Origin of the sequence: Janthinobacterium pasteuri (assembly GCF_051380775.1) — a bacterium.
Classification (GTDB): Bacteria; Pseudomonadota; Gammaproteobacteria; order Burkholderiales; family Burkholderiaceae_D; genus Janthinobacterium.
On record NZ_JBNYXS010000017.1, the window covers coordinates 117,448 to 135,312 of the forward strand.

The 17,865-nt window shown below is 61.4% G+C and carries 20 protein-coding genes and 1 pseudogene; 13 read left to right on the top strand and 8 right to left on the bottom strand.

What is annotated here, in order from left to right:
• The first annotated feature begins 62 nt into the window (after positions 1-62).
• The 12 genes from ACQ4WN_RS17715 (at position 63) to ACQ4WN_RS17770 (ending at position 9,338) form a co-directional block, all read left to right on the top strand.
• Positions 63-530: a CidA/LrgA family protein gene (locus ACQ4WN_RS17715; RefSeq protein WP_436552731.1), complete on the top strand. Its 468-nt coding sequence runs from the start codon at positions 63-65 to the stop codon at positions 528-530.
• Positions 527-1,216: an LrgB family protein gene (locus tag ACQ4WN_RS17720; RefSeq protein ID WP_436552732.1), complete on the top strand. Its 690-nt coding sequence runs from the start codon at positions 527-529 to the stop codon at positions 1,214-1,216. Before ACQ4WN_RS17715 ends, ACQ4WN_RS17720 begins: the two co-directional genes overlap by 4 nt.
• A 66-nt stretch (positions 1,217-1,282) precedes the next feature.
• Positions 1,283-2,374 (top strand): tRNA 2-selenouridine(34) synthase MnmH, encoded by a 1,092-nt coding sequence (gene mnmH / locus ACQ4WN_RS17725; RefSeq protein WP_436552733.1) that lies wholly within the window; start codon positions 1,283-1,285, stop codon positions 2,372-2,374.
• A gap of 45 nt (positions 2,375-2,419) precedes the next feature.
• On the top strand, positions 2,420-3,475 hold the full coding sequence (gene selD / locus ACQ4WN_RS17730; RefSeq protein ID WP_436552734.1) for a selenide, water dikinase SelD: 1,056 nt from the start codon (positions 2,420-2,422) through the stop codon (positions 3,473-3,475).
• Positions 3,476-3,513: 38 nt separating this feature from the next.
• A complete protein-coding gene (locus tag ACQ4WN_RS17735; protein ID WP_436552735.1) occupies positions 3,514-4,380 on the top strand; it encodes a putative selenate ABC transporter substrate-binding protein in 867 nt (288 codons plus the stop codon).
• A gap of 122 nt (positions 4,381-4,502) precedes the next feature.
• Positions 4,503-5,315, top strand: a complete 813-nt coding sequence (locus ACQ4WN_RS17740) for a phosphonate ABC transporter ATP-binding protein (protein WP_436552736.1) — start codon at positions 4,503-4,505, stop codon at positions 5,313-5,315.
• A 17-nt stretch (positions 5,316-5,332) separates the two neighbouring features.
• On the top strand, positions 5,333-6,145 hold the full coding sequence (locus ACQ4WN_RS17745) for a PhnE/PtxC family ABC transporter permease (RefSeq protein WP_436552753.1): 813 nt from the start codon (positions 5,333-5,335) through the stop codon (positions 6,143-6,145).
• Positions 6,142-6,942, top strand: a complete 801-nt coding sequence (gene phnE / locus ACQ4WN_RS17750; protein WP_436552737.1) for a phosphonate ABC transporter, permease protein PhnE — start codon at positions 6,142-6,144, stop codon at positions 6,940-6,942. Before ACQ4WN_RS17745 ends, phnE begins: the two co-directional genes overlap by 4 nt.
• Positions 6,943-6,962: 20 nt before the next feature.
• On the top strand, positions 6,963-7,328 hold the full coding sequence (locus ACQ4WN_RS17755; protein ID WP_436552738.1) for a hypothetical protein: 366 nt from the start codon (positions 6,963-6,965) through the stop codon (positions 7,326-7,328).
• Positions 7,329-7,468: 140 nt separating this feature from the next.
• Positions 7,469-7,924, top strand: coding sequence for a hypothetical protein (locus ACQ4WN_RS17760; protein WP_436552739.1), 456 nt, complete (start codon positions 7,469-7,471; stop codon positions 7,922-7,924).
• A 50-nt stretch (positions 7,925-7,974) separates the two neighbouring features.
• Positions 7,975-8,466, top strand: coding sequence for a GNAT family N-acetyltransferase (locus ACQ4WN_RS17765; RefSeq protein WP_436552740.1), 492 nt, complete (start codon positions 7,975-7,977; stop codon positions 8,464-8,466).
• Between the two features lie 137 nt (positions 8,467-8,603).
• A complete protein-coding gene (locus ACQ4WN_RS17770; RefSeq protein ID WP_436552741.1) occupies positions 8,604-9,338 on the top strand; it encodes a hypothetical protein in 735 nt (244 codons plus the stop codon).
• Between the two features lie 24 nt (positions 9,339-9,362).
• Here ACQ4WN_RS17770 and ACQ4WN_RS17775 read toward each other — a convergent pair whose 3' ends face one another.
• The 7 genes from ACQ4WN_RS17775 to cyoA form a co-directional block, all read right to left on the bottom strand.
• Entirely contained in the window at positions 9,363-9,899 is a 537-nt protein-coding gene (locus tag ACQ4WN_RS17775; RefSeq protein ID WP_099377157.1) for a response regulator transcription factor, read from the bottom strand.
• Entirely contained in the window at positions 9,889-11,238 is a 1,350-nt protein-coding gene (locus tag ACQ4WN_RS17780) for an ATP-binding protein (protein ID WP_436552754.1), read from the bottom strand. The genes ACQ4WN_RS17775 and ACQ4WN_RS17780 overlap by 11 nt, the downstream gene beginning before the upstream one ends.
• On the bottom strand, positions 11,222-12,046 hold the full coding sequence (locus ACQ4WN_RS17785) for an SURF1 family protein (protein WP_436552742.1): 825 nt from the start codon (positions 12,044-12,046) through the stop codon (positions 11,222-11,224). Before ACQ4WN_RS17785 ends, ACQ4WN_RS17780 begins: the two co-directional genes overlap by 17 nt.
• Positions 12,043-12,429, bottom strand: coding sequence for a cytochrome o ubiquinol oxidase subunit IV (cyoD, locus tag ACQ4WN_RS17790; RefSeq protein ID WP_092797724.1), 387 nt, complete (start codon positions 12,427-12,429; stop codon positions 12,043-12,045). Before cyoD ends, ACQ4WN_RS17785 begins: the two co-directional genes overlap by 4 nt.
• Positions 12,426-13,064, bottom strand: a complete 639-nt coding sequence (gene cyoC, locus ACQ4WN_RS17795) for a cytochrome o ubiquinol oxidase subunit III (RefSeq protein ID WP_071077269.1) — start codon at positions 13,062-13,064, stop codon at positions 12,426-12,428. Before cyoC ends, cyoD begins: the two co-directional genes overlap by 4 nt.
• Positions 13,057-15,060, bottom strand: a complete 2,004-nt coding sequence (gene cyoB / locus ACQ4WN_RS17800; RefSeq protein ID WP_436552743.1) for a cytochrome o ubiquinol oxidase subunit I — start codon at positions 15,058-15,060, stop codon at positions 13,057-13,059. The genes cyoC and cyoB overlap by 8 nt, the downstream gene beginning before the upstream one ends.
• Positions 15,061-15,144: 84 nt before the next feature.
• A complete protein-coding gene (cyoA, locus tag ACQ4WN_RS17805; RefSeq protein ID WP_436552744.1) occupies positions 15,145-16,128 on the bottom strand; it encodes a ubiquinol oxidase subunit II in 984 nt (327 codons plus the stop codon).
• Positions 16,129-16,345: 217 nt separating this feature from the next.
• On the opposite strand from cyoA, the gene ACQ4WN_RS17810 reads away from it, so the two are divergent.
• Positions 16,346-17,692, top strand: coding sequence for an MFS transporter (locus ACQ4WN_RS17810; RefSeq protein WP_436552745.1), 1,347 nt, complete (start codon positions 16,346-16,348; stop codon positions 17,690-17,692).
• 66 nt (positions 17,693-17,758) lie between these two features.
• Here the strand turns inward: ACQ4WN_RS17810 and ACQ4WN_RS17815 are convergent.
• Positions 17,759-17,865: pseudogene (locus tag ACQ4WN_RS17815) on the bottom strand (IS1595 family transposase); the annotation flags it as partial.

Genomic DNA, 17,865 nt, shown 5'->3' on the forward strand with positions numbered 1-17,865 from the left:
TTTTATCTTTTGATGTGCGGTCACTACAATGAAGACTTCCCCCAGCCGTTTGAAAGCCCGCCGTGAAAGCCCCTGCCCTGCAACACCCTGTCTCGACGCCCTTGATGCATGCCCACGCCTGGCGCCAGCCCGTGCAGACCGCGTGGCAAGTGGGCATCTTGATTGCCGCCTGGTGGTTGGCCGACGCGGCCGCATCCGCCCTGCACTTGCCGTTTTCCGGCGGTGTTGTGGGACTGTTCGTGCTGGTGGCCCTGCTGCTGTCGGGATGGGTGCGTCCGGCCGCCATCGAACTGGGCGCGAACTGGTTGCTGGCCAACATGCTGCTATTCTTTATCCCGCTGGTCGTCTCCGTGGTGCAATTTACGCAACTGTTGAAATCGCAAGGTCTGATGCTGTTCGTGAATATCGGCCTGGGCTTTGCCAGCGTGATGCTGGCCACGGCGTTGACCGTGGAATGGGTATGCCGCTATGAACGCAAGTTGCGCCTGCAAAAACTCGTGCGCCAGCGCACAGCCAGGGCGGCAGCATGAGCACCCTGGTGCTGTCCCTGCTGTTTTTGCTGCTGACCCTGGTGCTGTTCTATGCCAACCAGGCCGTGCACCGCCGCCATCCGCATTTTTTGCTGACGCCCGCCATCTGTACCTCGGCGATATTGATCGTCATCGTGCAGGCGACCTCGACGCCATTTGCCACGTATTTCGGCGAAACGCGCTGGCTGCCGTGGCTGCTGGGGCCGGCCACCATTGCGTTCGCCCTGCCCATCTTCCAGGAGCGCAAACTGATCCGCAAGCACTGGCTGGCCCTGAGCCTTGGCAGCTGCGCCGGCATCGTCGCCTCCGTGGGCGCCACCCTGCTGCTGGACAGGCTGCTGGGCGTGCACGGCGACATGGCGCGCAGCCTGCTGGCGCGGTCTGTCTCGACGCCATTCGCGCTGGAAGCGTCACGCCACATGGGCGGCTCGGCGCAGCTGACGGGCATCTTCGTGGTGATGACGGGCTTGTTCGGCTTGATGCTGGGTAAACCGTTATTAAAACTGCTGCCCTTGCGCATGCGCATCGCTCGTGGCGCCCCGTATGGCGCGGCGGCCCACGGCTTTGGCTTATCCGTGGCGCGCCGCGTGGGTACGGAAGAAGGTGCCGTTGCCAGCCTGACGATGATCTTTTCGGGCATCGTGACGGTGCTGCTGGCGCCGCTGCTGGGGCATCTGCTGGGCTAAACCGCCACACCGGCGGCGTTTATCGGGGATAATACGTCTTTCCCCATTCCAAGCAGCCGCGCCACGATGAAATACCCTGCAGTCCTGCCTTTCAGCGACATCCTGCCCCGCCTGCACGAGTTCGATGCCATCATCGACGTGCGCAGCCCGTCCGAGTTCGCGGAAGACCACTTGCCGGGCGCTATCAACCTGCCCGTGCTGGACGACGAGCAGCGCGTGCGCGTGGGCACTTTATACAAGCAGACCAGCGCCTTCGAGGCGAAGAAGCTGGGCGCGGCACTGGTGGCGAAAAATATCGCGCGGCATATCGAAGACGGTTTCCTCGGTCACCCGCACGATTGGAAGCCGCTAGTCTACTGCTGGCGCGGTGGCAACCGCAGCGGCGCCATGGCGCACATCCTGGCGCGCATCGGCTGGCCCGTCACGCAGCTCGACGGCGGCTACAAGGAATACCGGCGCCATGTGAACGCCGAGCTGGCCACCCTGCCCGAACGCTTCGACTTCATCAACGTGCTGTGCGGTCCCACGGGCAGCGGCAAGAGCCGTTTGCTGCAGGTACTCGACAAACAAGGCGCGCAAGTAATCGACCTGGAAGACCTGGCGGCGCACCGCGGCTCCGTGCTGGGCGGTTTGCCCGAGGAAGAGCAACCAGCGCAAAAAGCGTTTGAAAGCGCGCTGTGGCAGCAACTGCGTACTTTTGACCCGGCGCTGCCCGTATTCATCGAGTCCGAAAGCAAGAAAGTGGGCCGTTTGCGCGTGCCCGATGCGCTGATGGAAAAGATGCGCGCTTCCGCCTGCACGGACGTGCGGCTCGATACGGCCCGACGCGTGCAGTTGCTGATGCAAGACTATGCGCATTTCGTCGGCGACCCGGCCCGCCTGAACGTGCAGCTGGCCCTGTTGACGCAGCTGCATGGCAGGGAGAAAATTGCCCACTGGCAGCAACTGGGCACTTCGGGCCGCATGGCCGAGCTGGTGGAAGAGTTGCTGGTGCAGCATTACGACCCCGTCTACCGGCAATCGATCGCCCGCAACTTCAGCCGCTACGCCCAGGCGACGCCGCTGGTCTTGCCCGACATTTCAGAACATGCCTTTGAGCAAGCCGCGCGCGCATTATGTGCTATCGTCGGCGAGCCCCGTACCGCCAGCGCCGCGTAAGCGCCGGCGTAGCTTCCAATGACCTTTTTGAGCAGGATGACGACCATGTCCGATAGCGTTCCAACCCCCATCCGATTGACCGAATTTGCCCATGGCGGCGGCTGCGGCTGCAAAATTGCGCCTGGCGTGCTGGCCGACATTTTAAAGGGCAGCGGCGGCTTTCCCCTGCCGAAGGAATTGCTGGTCGGCATAGAAACCTCGGATGACGCGGCCGTCTACCTGCTCAACGACGAGCAGGCACTGATCGCCACCACGGATTTCTTCATGCCCATCGTCGATGACCCGTTCGACTTTGGCCGCATCGCCGCCACCAACGCCATTTCCGACGTGTACGCCATGGGCGGCACGCCTATCATGGCGCTGGCCCTGGTGGGCATGCCGATCAACAAGCTGCCGGTGGAAACCATCGGCCTCATCTTGAAGGGCGGCGAAACCATTTGCGCCCAGGCCGGCATCCCCATCGCGGGCGGCCACACCATCGATTCCGTCGAGCCGATCTACGGCCTGGTCGTGCTGGGCCTGGTGCATCCCTCGCAAGTCAAACGCAACGCGGGCGCGCGCGCCGGCGATAAACTGGTATTGGGCAAGCCGATCGGCGTGGGCATTTTATCGGCCGCGCTGAAGAAAAATGCATTGGACGCGGCTGGCTACGCCTCGCTGATCGATAACACCACCAAACTGAATACCCCGGGCAAGAAACTGGCCCTGCTCGATGGCGTGCATGCGCTGACGGACGTGACGGGCTTTGGTTTGCTGGGTCACACCCTGGAACTGGCGCGCGGCGCCAAATTGCAGGCGCGCATCGCCATGCATGACGTGCCGCTGCTGCCGCAAGTGCAGCAACTGGCGCAGAATGGCAACATCACGGGCGCCTCCGGCCGCAACTGGCAAGGTTACGGCGCGCAAGTGGCGCTGGCCGACAGTCTGAGCGCCATCGACAAGGCGATCCTGACGGACCCGCAAACGGCAGGCCCCCTGCTGGTGGCGTGTGCGCCGGAAGCCGTCGAGCAAGTGCTGGCGATTTTCCGCGCAGAAGGCTTTGGCGACGCCGTCGTCATCGGCGAGATGCAGGATGGCAGTACCGGGGTTTCCGTATATTAATGAACAATTCAATCAACAATTTTCTTAAAGGCAGCTCCATGACCACATTCTCAAAATTGCCCGCCATCCTGGCCACCGTCGCCGCCACCCTGGCCATCCACAGCGGCCTGGCGCAGGCGCAGCAAGTGTTGCGCGTGTCCGCCATCCCCGACGAAGCGCCGACGGAATTGCAGCGCAAGTTCAAGCCGCTGGGCAGCTATCTGGAGAAAAAACTGGGCATGAAGGTGGAATTCACGCCGGTCACCGATTACGCGGCGTCCGTGGAAGGCTTGATCAATAACAAGCTCGACATGGTCTGGTTCGGCGGTTTCACGTTTGTGCAAGCGAATGTGCGCAGCGGCGGCAAGATCGTGCCCCTGGTGCAGCGCGAAGAAGACACGAAATTCCGCTCCGTGTTCGTCACCACCAGCAAGGACATCAATCAGCTGTCCGACCTGAAAGGCAAGAATTTCACGTTCGGCTCGGAATCGTCGACCTCGGGCCACTTGATGCCGCGCTACTACTTGCTGGCCGCCAAGATCAACCCGGACACGGACATGAAGCGCATCGCGTTTTCCGGAGCGCATGACGCCACCGTCGCGGCCGTGGCCGGCGGCAAGGTCGATGCGGGAACCCTGAACATTTCCGTGTGGGAAAAGCTGGTGGAAGCGAAAAAGGTCGATCCAAGCAAGGTGCGCGTGTTCTACACGACGCCCGGCTACTACGACTACAACTGGAGCGTGCGCGCCGACATGAATCCCGTCGTGCGCAAGAAGCTGACGGACGCCTTCCTGGCGCTGGACCCATCCACGCCTGAAGGCAAGGAAATCCTCGAACTGCAACGCGCCACGAAGTTCATCCCGACCAAGGCCGAGAACTACAAGGATATCGAAGCGGCCGCGCGCGATGCCGGTTTGTTGAAGTAAGAATCAACGCTTCCTGGCCAGTGGTTTTCCCAACCCAAGGGCGAAGAGCCGGGGTCGGACCCTGAGGGTCCGACCCCGGTCCTTGCTCTGGGGTTAACAATAGTTTTACATCGAAACATCGCATGACATTCCAACTTCACAAGGTCAGCGTCCACCACGCGGGCGCCGCCAGCAATGCGCTGGCACTGCGCGAGCTGGACCTGGACGTGGCCCAGGGCGAACAGATCGCCGTGATCGGCCCCTCGGGCGCCGGCAAGACCAGCTTGCTGCATACGCTGGCCTGCGCACTGCGCCCTGAATCGGGCAGCCTGAACATCCTCGGCACTTCCCCTTGGCAGATTGCCAGCGGCGAACGCCATGCCTTGCGCGCGCGCCTCTTCCTGGCGCCGCAAACGCCGCCGCTGCCGCCGCGCCAGAGGGTCGTCAACGCCGTGCTGGCGGGCCGCTTGCCGCAATGGAGCTTGTGGATGGCCATCCGCTCGCTGCTGGCACCCGTCGACCCGCGCGCCGCGTGGGAAGCCCTGGGTAAATTCGAGCTGCAGGACAAATTGTATGCGCGGGTCGACCGCCTGTCCGGCGGCGAACGCCAGCGCTGCGGCATGGCCCGCGCGCTCGTGTCGAATGCGGAAGTGTTCCTCGTCGACGAACCGTTGTCCGCGCTCGACCCCACACTCGCTTTGCAGACGATCAATGTGCTGCAGGCAGAAGCGACAGCGCGCAATGCCACCCTGATCTGCAGCCTGCACCAGGTGGATATCGCCCGCGCCTGCTTTGCGCGCATCGTCGCTTTGCGCGATGGCAAGATCGTCTTCGACTTGCCTGGCGCCGATGTAAGCGACGCCATGATAGAACAGCTGTACCGCAACAAGGCCGACCCCGCGCCCCAGTTCGAGGCCGTGGCAGCGAACCTGGACGCCGCGAGGCCCCTTTGCTGAAGAGCGCCAACGCCGCCATGCCGCGCGACCCTGCCTGGCGCGGCCGCCTGATCGGGGCCGCCGTCATCCTCATCGTGCTATGGCCGATGCTGGTGCAGGCTGAATTCAAGCCGTGGATTCTATGGGATGCGCAAAGCCTGGCAGCCACCTGGCAATTCCTAGCCAGCTTCGTGCCGCCCTCCCACTCGCTGGAATTTTTGCAGCTGGTGGCCATTTCCAGCTGGGAAACCATCGCCATGGCCACGGCCGGCATGGCGCTGGCCATGCTGGGCGCCATCCCCCTGACCCTGCTGGTGACGGAACGCTTGTCTATTTCGCGCATCGGCAGCGGCACCGTCTCGCCCCTGGCTGCTAGCGTGCGCCACGCCGTGCGCGCCTTGCTGGTGCTGCTGCGCAGCGTGCCTGAACTGGTATGGGCATTATTGCTGGTGCGCATCGTCGGCCTGGGACCGACGGCGGGCGTGATCGCCATCGCCCTCACCTATTGCGGCATGCTGGGCAAGGTGTATGCGGAAATCCTCGAATCGTCGGATGCCGCTGCCTGCAACGCCCTGCTCCACAATGGCAGTGGCCGCTTGAAAGCCTTGCTGTATGGCGCCCTGCCGGAATCGGCTGCCGAACTCGTGTCGTACACGATTTACCGTTGGGAATGCGCGATCCGCGGCTCCGTCGTCATGGGTTTTGTCGGCGCGGGCGGTTTGGGCCAGCGCATGGATGAATCGATGAAAATGATGGCCGGCAATGAACTGGCCACCATGCTGATGGTCTTCGTGCTGCTGGTGGCGGGCGCCGACGCCGTTTCCGCCATGCTGCGCCGGAGGCTGGCATGAAGCAAGAATCAACTTTGCTACCCATCCCTGCCCCGGTGCGCTGGTCGACCTGGGCCTTGCTGACTGGTTTATTACTGCTGGTCACCGCCAGCTTCGCCACCCTGCCCTTGAAATGGGGCGAGTTCTTCAGTGCCGACGCCGTGCGCACCAGCGCCGACTTCCTGCACGGCTTCGCCCCGCCCGAAGTGGCGCCCAACTTTTTGATGAAAGTCGGCGTCGCCACCTTTGAAACCCTGGCCATGTCGGCCATCGGCACGGTGATCGCGGCCGTGCTGGGTGCGCTGCTGGCCCTGCCCGCCAGCGGCCGTTTCGGCAAGCTGGCGCGCAATGCCACGCGCGCCGTGCTCAACGTGCTGCGCTCGATTCCCGAGCTGGTGTGGGCCTCGATCCTGCTGATCGCCGCCGGCCTGGGCCCTTTCGCGGGCACCCTGGCGCTGGCCTTGCACACGGTGGGCGTGCTGGGACGCTTGTTTGCCGATGCGTTTGAGAATTGCCCGCCCTTGCCCGCTGCCACCTTGCGCATCAATGGCGCGCGGCCCGCCGTGGCTTTCCTGTATGCGACCTTGCCGCAGTGCAGCCCGCAGATGATGTCCTACACCCTCTACCGCTGGGAAAACAATATCCGCGCCGCCGCCATCCTCGGCGTCGTGGGTGCGGGCGGCCTGGGGCAGATGCTGAAATACCATCTGTCGCTGTTCCAGATGCAGGCCGCCGCCACTGTCATCGTCGCCATGTTGCTGATGGTGGCCGCCGTCGATGGGCTCAGCTACGTGCTGCGCCGCGCCATGACCCGATAACTTTTTTAAAGGAAAACCCCATGTCAGGCTGGTGGAGCATTATCTCGACAGACACGCCCGAACAGATGGCCGATATGACGAAAGTCAACAAGCAAGCGTTTCTCGCCACCTGGGAAGCGGGCCTGTTCGGCGCGGACTGGATCGCGCAATTGTGCACACAAGGCAAGGCGACCCAGCTGACCTTCAACGGTTTCCCCAACCGCTACACGGCCTCGGCGGACATCATCGCGCCCCTGCTGCTGGCGGGCATCGCCGAGGCGCAGGATGGCGACTTTCCGCAAGATAAACTCACTGGCTGGCCCGGCAGCATCACCATGTATCGGGAACGCATCGCCGCCTGTGCGCCCGAGCAACTGCTGACGATTGAAGTGTGGGACCAGTCCTGACGCGGCAAGCTGGATCGCTCCTCCGGCAGCAGCGCTGGACAGCATTCCATCCGCCCAGTTCCAGGCATGGGCTTGCAATAGCTTGTTGCCGATAGGAAATGTGGCTTATCATGCAGGTTTTCATGCAAAGAAATAAAGTCATGCGTTTGACACCAAAGCACTGGATCGCCATAGTTTCACTGCTCACCCTGCCATTGCACGGCGTGGCCGCCAAGGAGCCACTGCCATTTAATGAGTTCCGGGCCGGCCTTATCGAAACGGTCATGAACAGTTGCATGCGCTCCCAAACGGAACCGGCGATCCAGATATACATGGACAAGGCCAATACCCAGGGCGCCAATTTCACCGATCATGCGCAAACGCTCGCGCATCTGGAAAAGATGCCAGAATGGACCCAGAGCATCGTCCCCAAGATGAAAAACCTCTGCGCCTGCGCTTTGGGGCCCAGCATCGAGGAAATGCGCGCTACCACGTCGCTGGACGACCTCGAAGCCGTGCTGCGTGCCACCAAGGCCGCAAGCAACGAGCGCGGCGCCGATAGCGCTTACATGAGCAACTGCCTGCAAGCACAGAAGACCTTGCGGGACGCGGGCTAGACCCATCCCGCGCCGGCGCCATCGCATCACCCACTCCCGGATAGACGACCATGCACATTCGCGCCACCACCGCCAGCGACTGGCCGGCCCTGAAAGCCACGCGCCTGGCCGCCCTGCTTGATGCCCCCACCGCCTTTGGCGCCAGCCACGCCAGCGCAGCCGCTTTTTCCGATGCCGACTGGCAGCAGCGCGCCATCAGCACACCGCAACGCACGTTTTTCCTCGCCATCGAGGGCGAGCAAGCCATCGGCCTCGCCGCACAAGTGGTGGCAGGCAATGGCGAATGCCACCTGATCGCCATGTGGGTACAGTCCGAATATCGAGGCATGGCCGTGGCGCAGGGGCTGGTCGAGGCCGTGAAACAATGTGCCGTGAACAATGGCCATGCGCGGCTGGTACTCGGCGTGGCACCCGAGAATGCGCGCGCGGCCGCCTTTTACCAGAAGCAGGGTTTTGTATTCCTGCCGGAATGGGAAGCGCTGGAAAGCCATCCGCATATCCAGGTGCAGAAGATGGAATGGCTGGCGGCGGCATTGAGGTAAATACAAATGCGCATAGTGTAGAAAAACAGCGATCTCAAGCACTTCATTCATCCCAATTGACACTCTGTCTTAAAAACCGGCTCGTACCTCTGTTTTTTTCTACACTCACGTTTTCATTCATGAATAGAAAGATGGGTATGCGTGCAATCGCTGGTCTTCTGCTGTGTTTGTGCGGCGCTGCGGTACAGGCCGATGTTGATACTGATCAAGCCGTGGAGCCATCTGGCCAGGATGCGGCAGCGTCAGTCAGTGTAAAAGGCATCCGGGACCCGGACTGGAAGCCCTACGGTGCCATGCTCAAGGGCGTCAAACGCTTCGAGGAAAAGCATGCACTGGCGCCTGGCGCGGAGCTGCGCTTCATCCTGGAACCGCGCCGTGCCGACGTCGACATGCACGCCATCGCGCTCCGGCTAGAAAGCGATGAGGCGGGCATGGCGATACTGCTGGGCGAGCACAATATCTTCAGCTTGCCCGTCGGGCAGGGTCCTCTGTATGAAAAGGCCGAGCTGACGGTGAACCGCAAGGCGGGGTCGGTCAGGTGGATTCCCTACATCCGCAGTGCGGCAACCAGCGACACCATCCGCCGCCTGGGCGACCTGCGGCTGGCGTGCGAAGTCCATTGGGCCATCGACAAGGACAGCTTGCCTTTCGCCATGCGCACGGCGATGGGCGCATTGGGCGGGCCGTGCAATTTCGTGTCGCAAAAGGGCACCTACAGCTTTGCCGGACCGCGGCGCATAGCCACTGCAACGATCAGCTTCAACGGCAAAAGCGCGCCTGTGCCATTCAGCGGATCGTCGTTCACGCCGCCGTTACGGGAGCGGGACTGGAGCGACGACAGCGTCATCGAACTGACATTCGGCCACGATTAGACTGCACTGTAGCTATCGCAGTGCCTATTTCACCCGCTGCTTCTCCAGCTTGCGCGCCAGCGTGCGCCGGTGCATGCCCAATCGGCGGGCCGTTTCCGAGATATTGAAATCCGTCTCGGCCAGCATTTCGTGGATGCGTTCCCATTCCAGGGTCTTGATGTTGGTGGCGCGGTTCGTCAGTTCGATGTCGGCGTTGCCGGCCACGTGGCCGAAGGCCGCTTCGATGTCATCGGTGTTGGACGGTTTCGCCAGGTACTGGCAGGCGCCCAGCTTGATTGCTTCGACGGCCGTGCCGATGCTGGCGTAACCCGTCAGGACGACGATCAGCATTTCAGGGTCGTGCTGGTGCAGCATCTGCACGCAAGCCAGGCCCGACGTATTGCCATTGAGTTTCAGGTCGACGACGGCGTAGTCGGGGCAATGCTGTTCCAGCAAGGCGCTCGCTTCGTCGAAATTGGTGGCCAGGATGACCTGGTAGCCGCGCCGCTCGAACGAGCGGCCCAGGGTGCGGGCAAACGCGGCGTCGTCTTCGATGATCAGTAACAGACGGTCATCCTGCATGGTGGTCGCTTTCTCTTTCCAGTTTGATGGCCGCCAGCGGCAAGGCCAGGTGCACCACCGCCCCGCCCTGCACGCGGTTGCGTGCCGTCACCGTACCGCCCAGGGTACGCGCAACATTCACCACCAGGAACAGACCCAGGCCGCCGCCGGGCTTGCCCTTGCTGCTTTGATACGGTTTGCCCAGGTGCGTCAGCATCGACGGCTCGAAGCCGGGGCCGGCATCGGTAATCACCAGATGCAAGGCGTCCGCTTCGCGCGTGGCTTCGAAGCGCAGCCAGTCGGGTGACGCTTCCAGCGCATTGTCGAGCACATTGCAGATGGTTTGTTTCAGGGTCGAATCGAAGACGACGGGCACGTCCTGCTCGATGCGGTTATCGTATTCAAAACCCTGGATCGGGCGGCTGACGCGCCACTCGTCGACCAGGTCGTTGAGGAAGGTGTTGATCGTCGTCTTCACGGACGATTCACCACGCGCCTCGCCCGCCGACAATAAAATGCCGCTGACGATGCTTTTGCAGCGCTGCAACTGTGCCTGCATTTCCGTGATTTCTTCCAGTAATTCGCTGTTCTTGCTCAGTTCAGGCATGCGGCGCCAGTCGCCGAGGATCACGGAGAGCGTTGCCAGCGGCGTGCCAAGCTCGTGCGCGGCGCCCGAGGCCAGCAAGCCCATGCGGATGATGTGCTCTTCTTCCGCCGCGCGCTGGCGCAGATCGGCTACCTTGGCGTCGCCGGCGCGCTGGTTGCGGTTGATGCGGGTGATGAACACCACCAGCAGAGCGGCGTTCAGGATAAAACAAATCAGCAAGCCTTGCACGTACAGGCTGGCAAAGCCCCGTTCGGGGTCGATCGGCAGGATCAGGGGGCCGGGCAGCAAGGCCAGGCCCGCCAGGCACAGGCTGGTGATGGCCACCATGATCCAGGTCGACCACACTTCCAGCAGCACGGCGCTGAGGATGACTTGTAATAAGTACAGGAAGGCAAACGGGTTGCTGATGCCGCCGCTCAGGTAGAGCTGGGCCGTCAGCACGGTGACGTCGACCAGCAGAGCGAGGAACAGGGCCGTGTTGGAAACGGGCTGGCGTTCGTGCCAGCGCAGCAGGCTGGCTAAATTGAAGGCGATGAGGCAGGACAGCACTTCGAGCATGTAGGGCACTGGCAAGGCGATGCCCAGCCCCACGCCCACGCCGAAGATCGTGCTGATCTGGCCGATGACGGCCAGCCAGCGCAGCTGGATCAGCAGCTTCATGTTCTGGTGGCCGGCCGGATGTTCCATCTCGGCTGCCACGGCACCGCGTTCTAGTACCTCGCGGTTGGGCAGGATCTCAATCCTGCCCGGCATGGTCGCTTTCCTGGCGCTGGGCGCCACGGGCACGGCGGCGCTTGTCTTCACGCACGATCCACCAGCTGATGCCGGCCACCATCAGGGCCAGGGCAAACCAGGTCAAGGCGTACACGAGGTGATTGTTATGGAAGGAAATCACGGTCAGGCCGCCGACGGGCGCATCAACAGCCGTTTCCGATTTGGCTTGCGCATCGACAAAGTATGGCGCCACGTTGGTGAGCATGTGCGAGGCACCGATGGCGGCCACGTCGCGCGAATACCAGTGCTGCGTGACAGGACTATTTTCACGCAGGAAACCGCCGCCCGTCTCGCTGATGCGCAGCAAGCCGTCGACGTGGACGATGCCGGCAGGCGTGCTGGCGGCGATGCTTTCACGTTTCGGCACGAAGCCGCGGTTGACCAGCACGGTGCTGCCATCGGCCAGGCGCAAGGGCGTCACTAACCAATAGCCGCTGCCCAGTGCCGTCGTTGCCTGCACCAGGGTGTTGAAAATGGGGAGATACGTACCGGAGAGTCGCACATGGCGGTATTCATCCGTTTGTGGCGTAATGCTGGCCCAGGCTGCGGGTCCAGGTGCGTCCGTCGCGGGCGCATGTACGCGTTGTTCGACGCGCTCGATCAGGTCAAGCTTCCAGAACAGGCGCTTGACTTGCCAGGTGCCCAGGGCACAGAAACCGGCAAACAAGATCCCCGCCAGCAAGGCCAATGCATATCGCACAGCCATGCCGCGTGGGCCTGGCGCGGCATCTTGCGATGCGGCGCCAGGGGCGCGCCCGGTGTTGCTTGGGCGCGGTTGACTCATCATGGAGCCGTTTTCGTATGCATGTACTCAGGCATCAGATCCGGCATCATGTTGTGGTTCATGTGGTACATGACCCACAGGGATCCTGCCATGGCAATGCCCACGATCATGATGGTGAAGATCAGCGCCATCATGTTCCAGCCGCCTTCGGACTTGGTGTTCATGTGCAGGAAGTACACCATGTGCACGACCACTTGAACAGCCGCGAACGCCAGCAGGACCAGGCCCATGGTGCCCGAGTTGGTGATGGCTTTCGTCATCACCAGCCAGAAAGGAATGGCCGTCAGGATCACCGACAGGATGAAGCCGATAGCGTAGCTTTTCAGGCTGCCATGATCGTGTTGGTCATGGTGGTGGCTATCGCCGTGTGTGTGGTGGTCGCTCATGGCAGCACTCCCATCAGGTAGACAAAGGTGAAGACGCCGATCCAGATGACGTCCAGGAAGTGCCAGAACAGCGACAGGCACATCATGCGACGGCCGTTTTCCGGGGTCAGACCATGCTTGTTCAACTGGAACATCAAGGTCACGAGCCAGATCACGCCGAACGTCACGTGCAAACCGTGGGTACCGACCAGCGCGAAGAACGACGACAGGAACGCGCTGCGCTGCGGACCGGCGCCTTCGTGGATCAGATGAATGAATTCATACATTTCCAGCGACAGGAAGGCCAGGCCGAACAGGCCCGTGATGCCCAGCCAGACCAGGGTGCTGCGCAATTGCTTGCGCTGCATGGCCAGCATGGCGAAGCCGTAGGTGATCGACGACAGCAGCAGCATGGCCGTGTTGACGGCCACCAGCGGCAGGTCGAACAGCGCGGCGCCCGTCGGGCCGTCCGCGTAGTTGCGGCCCACCACGGCATACGTGGCGAACAGACAGGCGAAGATCAGGCAATCGCTCATCAGGTAGAGCCAGAAACCCAGCAAGCTGCCGTTTTCCGGGTGGTGCTCGCGCACAAAGTAGCTGCGCGTGCTTGGTGCGGCGCCAGCGGCGCCGGTGTTATGGGCGATGGTATCAGACATGGCTGCTCAGCAATTTAGTGTAAGCGTCTTCGGTACGGACCACTTCTTCCGCAGGAATGTAGTAATCGCGCTTGTAGTTAAAGGTATGGACGATGATGGCAATCATCATGATCACGAAGCCGATGCTGGCGACGAGCCACATTTGCCAGATCAGGCCAAAACCGACCAGTGCGGAAAGTGCGGCGATCACGAAACCAGCCCAGGTGTTCTTCGGCATGTGGATCTTCGTGAAACCGGACGTCGGACGCTGGTAACCGTGTTTCTTCATGTCAGTCCATGCATCGAGTTCGTGCACTTGTGGCGTGAAGGCGAAATTATAGTCTGGCGGAGGCGACGACGTCGCCCATTCCAGCGTACGGCCACCCCAGGGGTCACCGGTCACGTCGCGCAGGGCGTGACGATTGCGGTAGCTGACGAAGAACTGGATCAGCATGGAGCCGATGCCCAGTGCGATCGAGACGGCGCCAAACCAGGCGATGATGGTCCAGATTTGCAGGGATGGATCTTCAAAGTGGTTGACACGACGGGTCACGCCCATCAGGCCCAGCACGTACAGCGGCATGAAGGCCAGGTAGAAGCCGACGAACCAGAACCAGAACGAGCATTTGCCCCAGAACGCGTCGAGCTTGTAGCCGAACGCTTTCGGGTACCAGTAGTTGATCGCAGCGAACACACCGAACACCACGCCGCCGATAATCACGTTATGGAAGTGGGCAATCAGGAACAGGCTGTTATGCAGCACGAAGTCAGCTGGTGGTACGGCCAGCAGCACGCCGGTCATGCCGCCGATGGTGAAGGTGACCATGAAGCCGATCGTCCACAGCATGGGCAACTCAAAACGGATACGGCCGCGGTACATGGTAAACAGCCAGTTGAAGATCTTCGCGCCCGTCGGGATCGAAATGATCATCGTCGTGATGCCGAAGAAGGAATTGACGCTGGCGCCCGAACCCATGGTGAAGAAGTGATGCAGCCATACCAGGTACGACAGAATCATGATGACGCAGGTGGCGTACACCATCGAGGCGTAGCCGAACAAGCGCTTGCTGCTGAAGGTGGCAACGACTTCGGAAAACACGCCGAACAGTGGCAAGATCAGGATGTAGACCTCTGGGTGACCCCAGATCCAGATCAGGTTGACGTACATCATGGCGTTGCCGCCCAGTTCCGTCGTGAAGAAGTTAAAGCCTGCAACGCGGTCCAGCGACAGCATGGCCAGCACAGCCGTCAGCACCGGGAAGGCGGCGACGATCAGGATGTTGGTGCACAGTGCGGTCCAGGTGAAGACGGGCATTTTCATCCAGGTCATGCCTGGCGCGCGCATCTTGACGATGGTGGCGATCAGGTTGACGCCGGACAATAGCGTCCCGACCCCGGCAATCTGCAAGGACCAGATGTAATAGTCTACCCCCACGTCCGGACTGCCGACGATGCCCGACAGCGGTGGATATGCCAGCCAGCCCGTGCGGGCGAATTCGCCGACGAACAGCGAAGCCATGACCAGGGCGGCGCCCATGGTGGTCATCCAGAAGCTGAAGTTATTGAGGAAAGGGAAAGCCACGTCGCGCGCGCCGATTTGCAGCGGCACCACGTAGTTCATCAGACCCGTCACGAAAGGCATCGCGACGAAGAAGATCATGATCACGCCGTGGGCGGTGAAAATCTGGTCGTAATGATCGGGTGGCAGGAAGCCGGCATTGTCGCCAAAGGCGATCGCCTGCTGGGTACGCATCATGAGCGCGTCGGCAAAGCCGCGCAGCAGCATGACCAGGCCCAGGATCATGTACATGATACCGATTTTTTTATGGTCGATACTGGTGATCCAGTCGCGCCACAGGGTACCCCAGACGCGGAAATACGTCAGTGCCGCAACGAGTGCGATACCGCCCAGGCCAACCATAGCAAAGGTCGCCAGCAGGATAGGTTCGTGAAATGGAATTGCATCCCAAGTCAGACGGCCGAAGATAAGCTTCGTCAGATCAATATGGTCTAGCATTGTTACTCTCAGAGAAAAAAGGGAGGCGCCAGGCAAGCGGCGCCAGTATCTGCAGCGCAATGCGCTGCGGGATTCATGCAGTCGTTACTTGGCTTGAACGCCCTTTTCAACTATTGCATCGCTAGCGACTACTGCCGTTACGGCCGCTACCGGGCTATTTGCCATCGTCAATTTGTATGGCTCGACCGGCGTCACGCACAGGGCGTCGGAAACGATGGTGCGGTTCAGGATTGCCTTGTACAGATCGCTAGGTACGGCGCTGTAGCGGCGCACCGGATCGCGTTCGCTAGGCTGGGCCAGCGACAGGTAGTCGTCGCGGTTCAGCGCGCCGCCACCGGCACGTGCCGATGCCACCCACTGATCGAAGTCCGCATCATTGACACCGTGGAACTTGAAGCGCATGCCCGAGAAACCGGCACCGCTGTAGTTCGCGGAGAAGCCCTTGTAGACACCAGGCTTGTTGATGACGGCATTCAACTGCGTTTCCATGCCCGGCATGGCGTAGATCTGACCTGCCAGTGCGGGGATGAAGAACGAGTTCATGACGGACGAGGCGGTGATCTTGAAGCGGATAGGACGATCGACGGGCGCGTACAGTTCATTCACGGAAGCGATGCCTTGCTCCGGGTAGATGAACAGCCATTTCCAGTCCAGGGCCACGACTTCGACGATCATCGGTTTGTGGCTGGCAGGAATCGGGCGGTTGGCGTCGATACGGCTCAATGGGCGATATGGATCGAGGGTGTGGGTGCTGATCCAGGTCAGCAGGCCCAGCACGATGATGATCAGCAGGGGCGCGCCCCAGATAATCAGCTCGAGGCGAGTCGAGTGGTCCCAGTCCGGCTCGTATTTGGCCGCGGTATTGTTTTTTCTATAGCGCCATGCGAACAGCAGGGTCAGGGCGATTACCGGAACGATAATCAACAGCATCAGCAATGTCGAGATGACAATCAGATTGCCTTGCTGAACTGCAATGTCACCAGACGCATTCAGTACCACCGTATTGCAACCAGCCAACAATGCGAGAGGTAAGAGTAGCAGTCCGCGACGAACTTTTAATGAAAACATACAGGAAAGTCCAGTACAGGGGATGAAGATATGGTACTGTATTCTCACTGGAGCGCGTTGGCAATTGGACGTTTTGTCCACCCCCTTGCTCGGACTTTCACTGGGTACGTGCGGAGTTTTCCTACGACTACCCGATGAATAGTCCTACTCCGGGCGTGAGACACCCGGAGTATGTTACGCGTTGGCCGAACTCGAAACTATATTGGAGACGATCATCATGTCCAGCACGCGCACACACAGCGGGGATGTACCCGCCGACTTTTCCCCCCACTCCCTGCGCGACGCACGCGGGGCCGGCACGGTCGAATCGCATATCGACCCCGGTGAGATCGCCGTCGGCGTGATCATCGGCCGCGCTTCCGAATACTTTGACTTCTTTGTCTACGCCATCGCCTCGGTGCTGGTGTTTCCGCGCGTCTTCTTCCCGTTTGAAGAACGCCTGGAAGGTACTTTATATGCATTCCTGATTTTCTCGTTTGCATTCATCGCCCGTCCGTTCGGCACCGTGATCTTCATGGAGATCCAGCGCCGCATGGGGCGCAGCGCCAAGCTGACGATCGCCCTCTTCCTGCTGGGCGTGTCGACGGCCGGTATCGCCTTCCTGCCGACCTATTCGCACCTGGGCTTTGCCGCCATCATCTGGCTGTCCGTGCTGCGCATCGGCCAGGGCGTGGCGCTGGGCGGCTCGTGGGATGGCCTGCCATCGCTGCTGGCCCTGAACGCGCCGGAGAACAAGCGCGGATGGTACGCCATGCTGGGCCAGCTGGGTGCGCCCACCGGCTTCCTGATCGCCGCCGGCCTGTTCTGGTTCATGCTGACCACCCTGACGGATGAAGATTTCCTCGACTGGGGCTGGCGCTATCCGTTCTATGTCGCCTTCGCCATCAACGTGGTGGCCCTGTTTGCCCGTTTGCGCCTGGTGTCGACGAATGAATATGCGCGTCTGCTCGACGAACGCGAACTGCAGCCCGTGAGCGTGTTTGAAATGAGCCGCGGCCAGGGCCGCAACGTGCTGATCGGCGCCCTCGCTGCGCTGGCCAGCTACGCCCTGTTCCATCTGGTCACGGTGTTCCCGCTGTCGTGGATTTCCGTCTACCAGACGCGTTCGGCATCGGACTTCCTGCAAGTGCAGATGGTGGGCGCCGTGCTGGCCGCCATCGGCGTGGTCATTTCCGGCTTGCTGGCCGATAAAGTGGGCCGCCGCACCACCCTGGGCGTGCTGGCCGTGCTGATCGCCATCTTCAGCGCCTTCGTGCCGACCCTGATGGGCGGCGGCAATACGGGCCAGGACGTCTTCATCCTCGTCGGCTTCAGCCTGCTGGGTCTGTCCTACGGCCAGGCAGCTGGCGCCGTGACGGCCAACTTCCCTGCCCGCTTCCGCTACACGGGCGCTGCCCTGACATCCGACCTGGCCTGGCTGGTGGGTGCCGGCTTCGCCCCGCTGGTGGCACTGGGACTGTCGGCCAACTTCGGCCTCGCCTATGTCAGTTTCTACCTGCTGTCAGGCGCCGTTGCCTCGCTGGCCGCGCTGAGCCTGAACCGGGCGCTGGAAATCCGCGACTAACATATATGGACAGCGCAGTGCGCGCAGCACTTAAAAAACGCCGGCATCGTCCGGCGTTTTTTTAGGCTATGTCACCGTAAGGTGTGGGAACTCTCCCATGGTTGCCTTCAACAATGTTTCTGGGGAGCGGATGCGTCCGGCGTCGAGTATCCAGCGCCACCCCAGATAATTCG

Excerpts from the sequence above, each read along its gene's own strand:
- cyoC (WP_071077269.1), bottom strand. The coding sequence starts at position 13,064 with ATGTCTGATACCATCGCCCATAACACCGGCGCCGCTGGCGCCGCACCA.
- ACQ4WN_RS17770 (WP_436552741.1), top strand. The coding sequence starts at position 8,604 with ATGCGTGCAATCGCTGGTCTTCTGCTGTGTTTGTGCGGCGCTGCGGTA.
- ACQ4WN_RS17735 (WP_436552735.1), top strand. The coding sequence starts at position 3,514 with ATGACCACATTCTCAAAATTGCCCGCCATCCTGGCCACCGTCGCCGCC.
- cyoA (WP_436552744.1), bottom strand. The coding sequence starts at position 16,128 with ATGTTTTCATTAAAAGTTCGTCGCGGACTGCTACTCTTACCTCTCGCA.
- ACQ4WN_RS17755 (WP_436552738.1), top strand. The coding sequence starts at position 6,963 with ATGTCAGGCTGGTGGAGCATTATCTCGACAGACACGCCCGAACAGATG.
- ACQ4WN_RS17775 (WP_099377157.1), bottom strand. The coding sequence starts at position 9,899 with ATGCAGGATGACCGTCTGTTACTGATCATCGAAGACGACGCCGCGTTT.
- mnmH (WP_436552733.1), top strand. The coding sequence starts at position 1,283 with ATGAAATACCCTGCAGTCCTGCCTTTCAGCGACATCCTGCCCCGCCTG.
- ACQ4WN_RS17745 (WP_436552753.1), top strand. The coding sequence starts at position 5,333 with ATGCCGCGCGACCCTGCCTGGCGCGGCCGCCTGATCGGGGCCGCCGTC.
- ACQ4WN_RS17740 (WP_436552736.1), top strand. The coding sequence starts at position 4,503 with ATGACATTCCAACTTCACAAGGTCAGCGTCCACCACGCGGGCGCCGCC.
- cyoB (WP_436552743.1), bottom strand. The coding sequence starts at position 15,060 with ATGCTAGACCATATTGATCTGACGAAGCTTATCTTCGGCCGTCTGACT.
- ACQ4WN_RS17760 (WP_436552739.1), top strand. The coding sequence starts at position 7,469 with ATGCGTTTGACACCAAAGCACTGGATCGCCATAGTTTCACTGCTCACC.
- phnE (WP_436552737.1), top strand. The coding sequence starts at position 6,142 with ATGAAGCAAGAATCAACTTTGCTACCCATCCCTGCCCCGGTGCGCTGG.
- ACQ4WN_RS17765 (WP_436552740.1), top strand. The coding sequence starts at position 7,975 with ATGCACATTCGCGCCACCACCGCCAGCGACTGGCCGGCCCTGAAAGCC.
- ACQ4WN_RS17720 (WP_436552732.1), top strand. The coding sequence starts at position 527 with ATGAGCACCCTGGTGCTGTCCCTGCTGTTTTTGCTGCTGACCCTGGTG.
- cyoD (WP_092797724.1), bottom strand. The coding sequence starts at position 12,429 with ATGAGCGACCACCACACACACGGCGATAGCCACCACCATGACCAACAC.
- ACQ4WN_RS17810 (WP_436552745.1), top strand. The coding sequence starts at position 16,346 with ATGTCCAGCACGCGCACACACAGCGGGGATGTACCCGCCGACTTTTCC.
- ACQ4WN_RS17780 (WP_436552754.1), bottom strand. The coding sequence starts at position 11,238 with ATGCCGGGCAGGATTGAGATCCTGCCCAACCGCGAGGTACTAGAACGC.
- ACQ4WN_RS17785 (WP_436552742.1), bottom strand. The coding sequence starts at position 12,046 with ATGATGAGTCAACCGCGCCCAAGCAACACCGGGCGCGCCCCTGGCGCC.
- selD (WP_436552734.1), top strand. The coding sequence starts at position 2,420 with ATGTCCGATAGCGTTCCAACCCCCATCCGATTGACCGAATTTGCCCAT.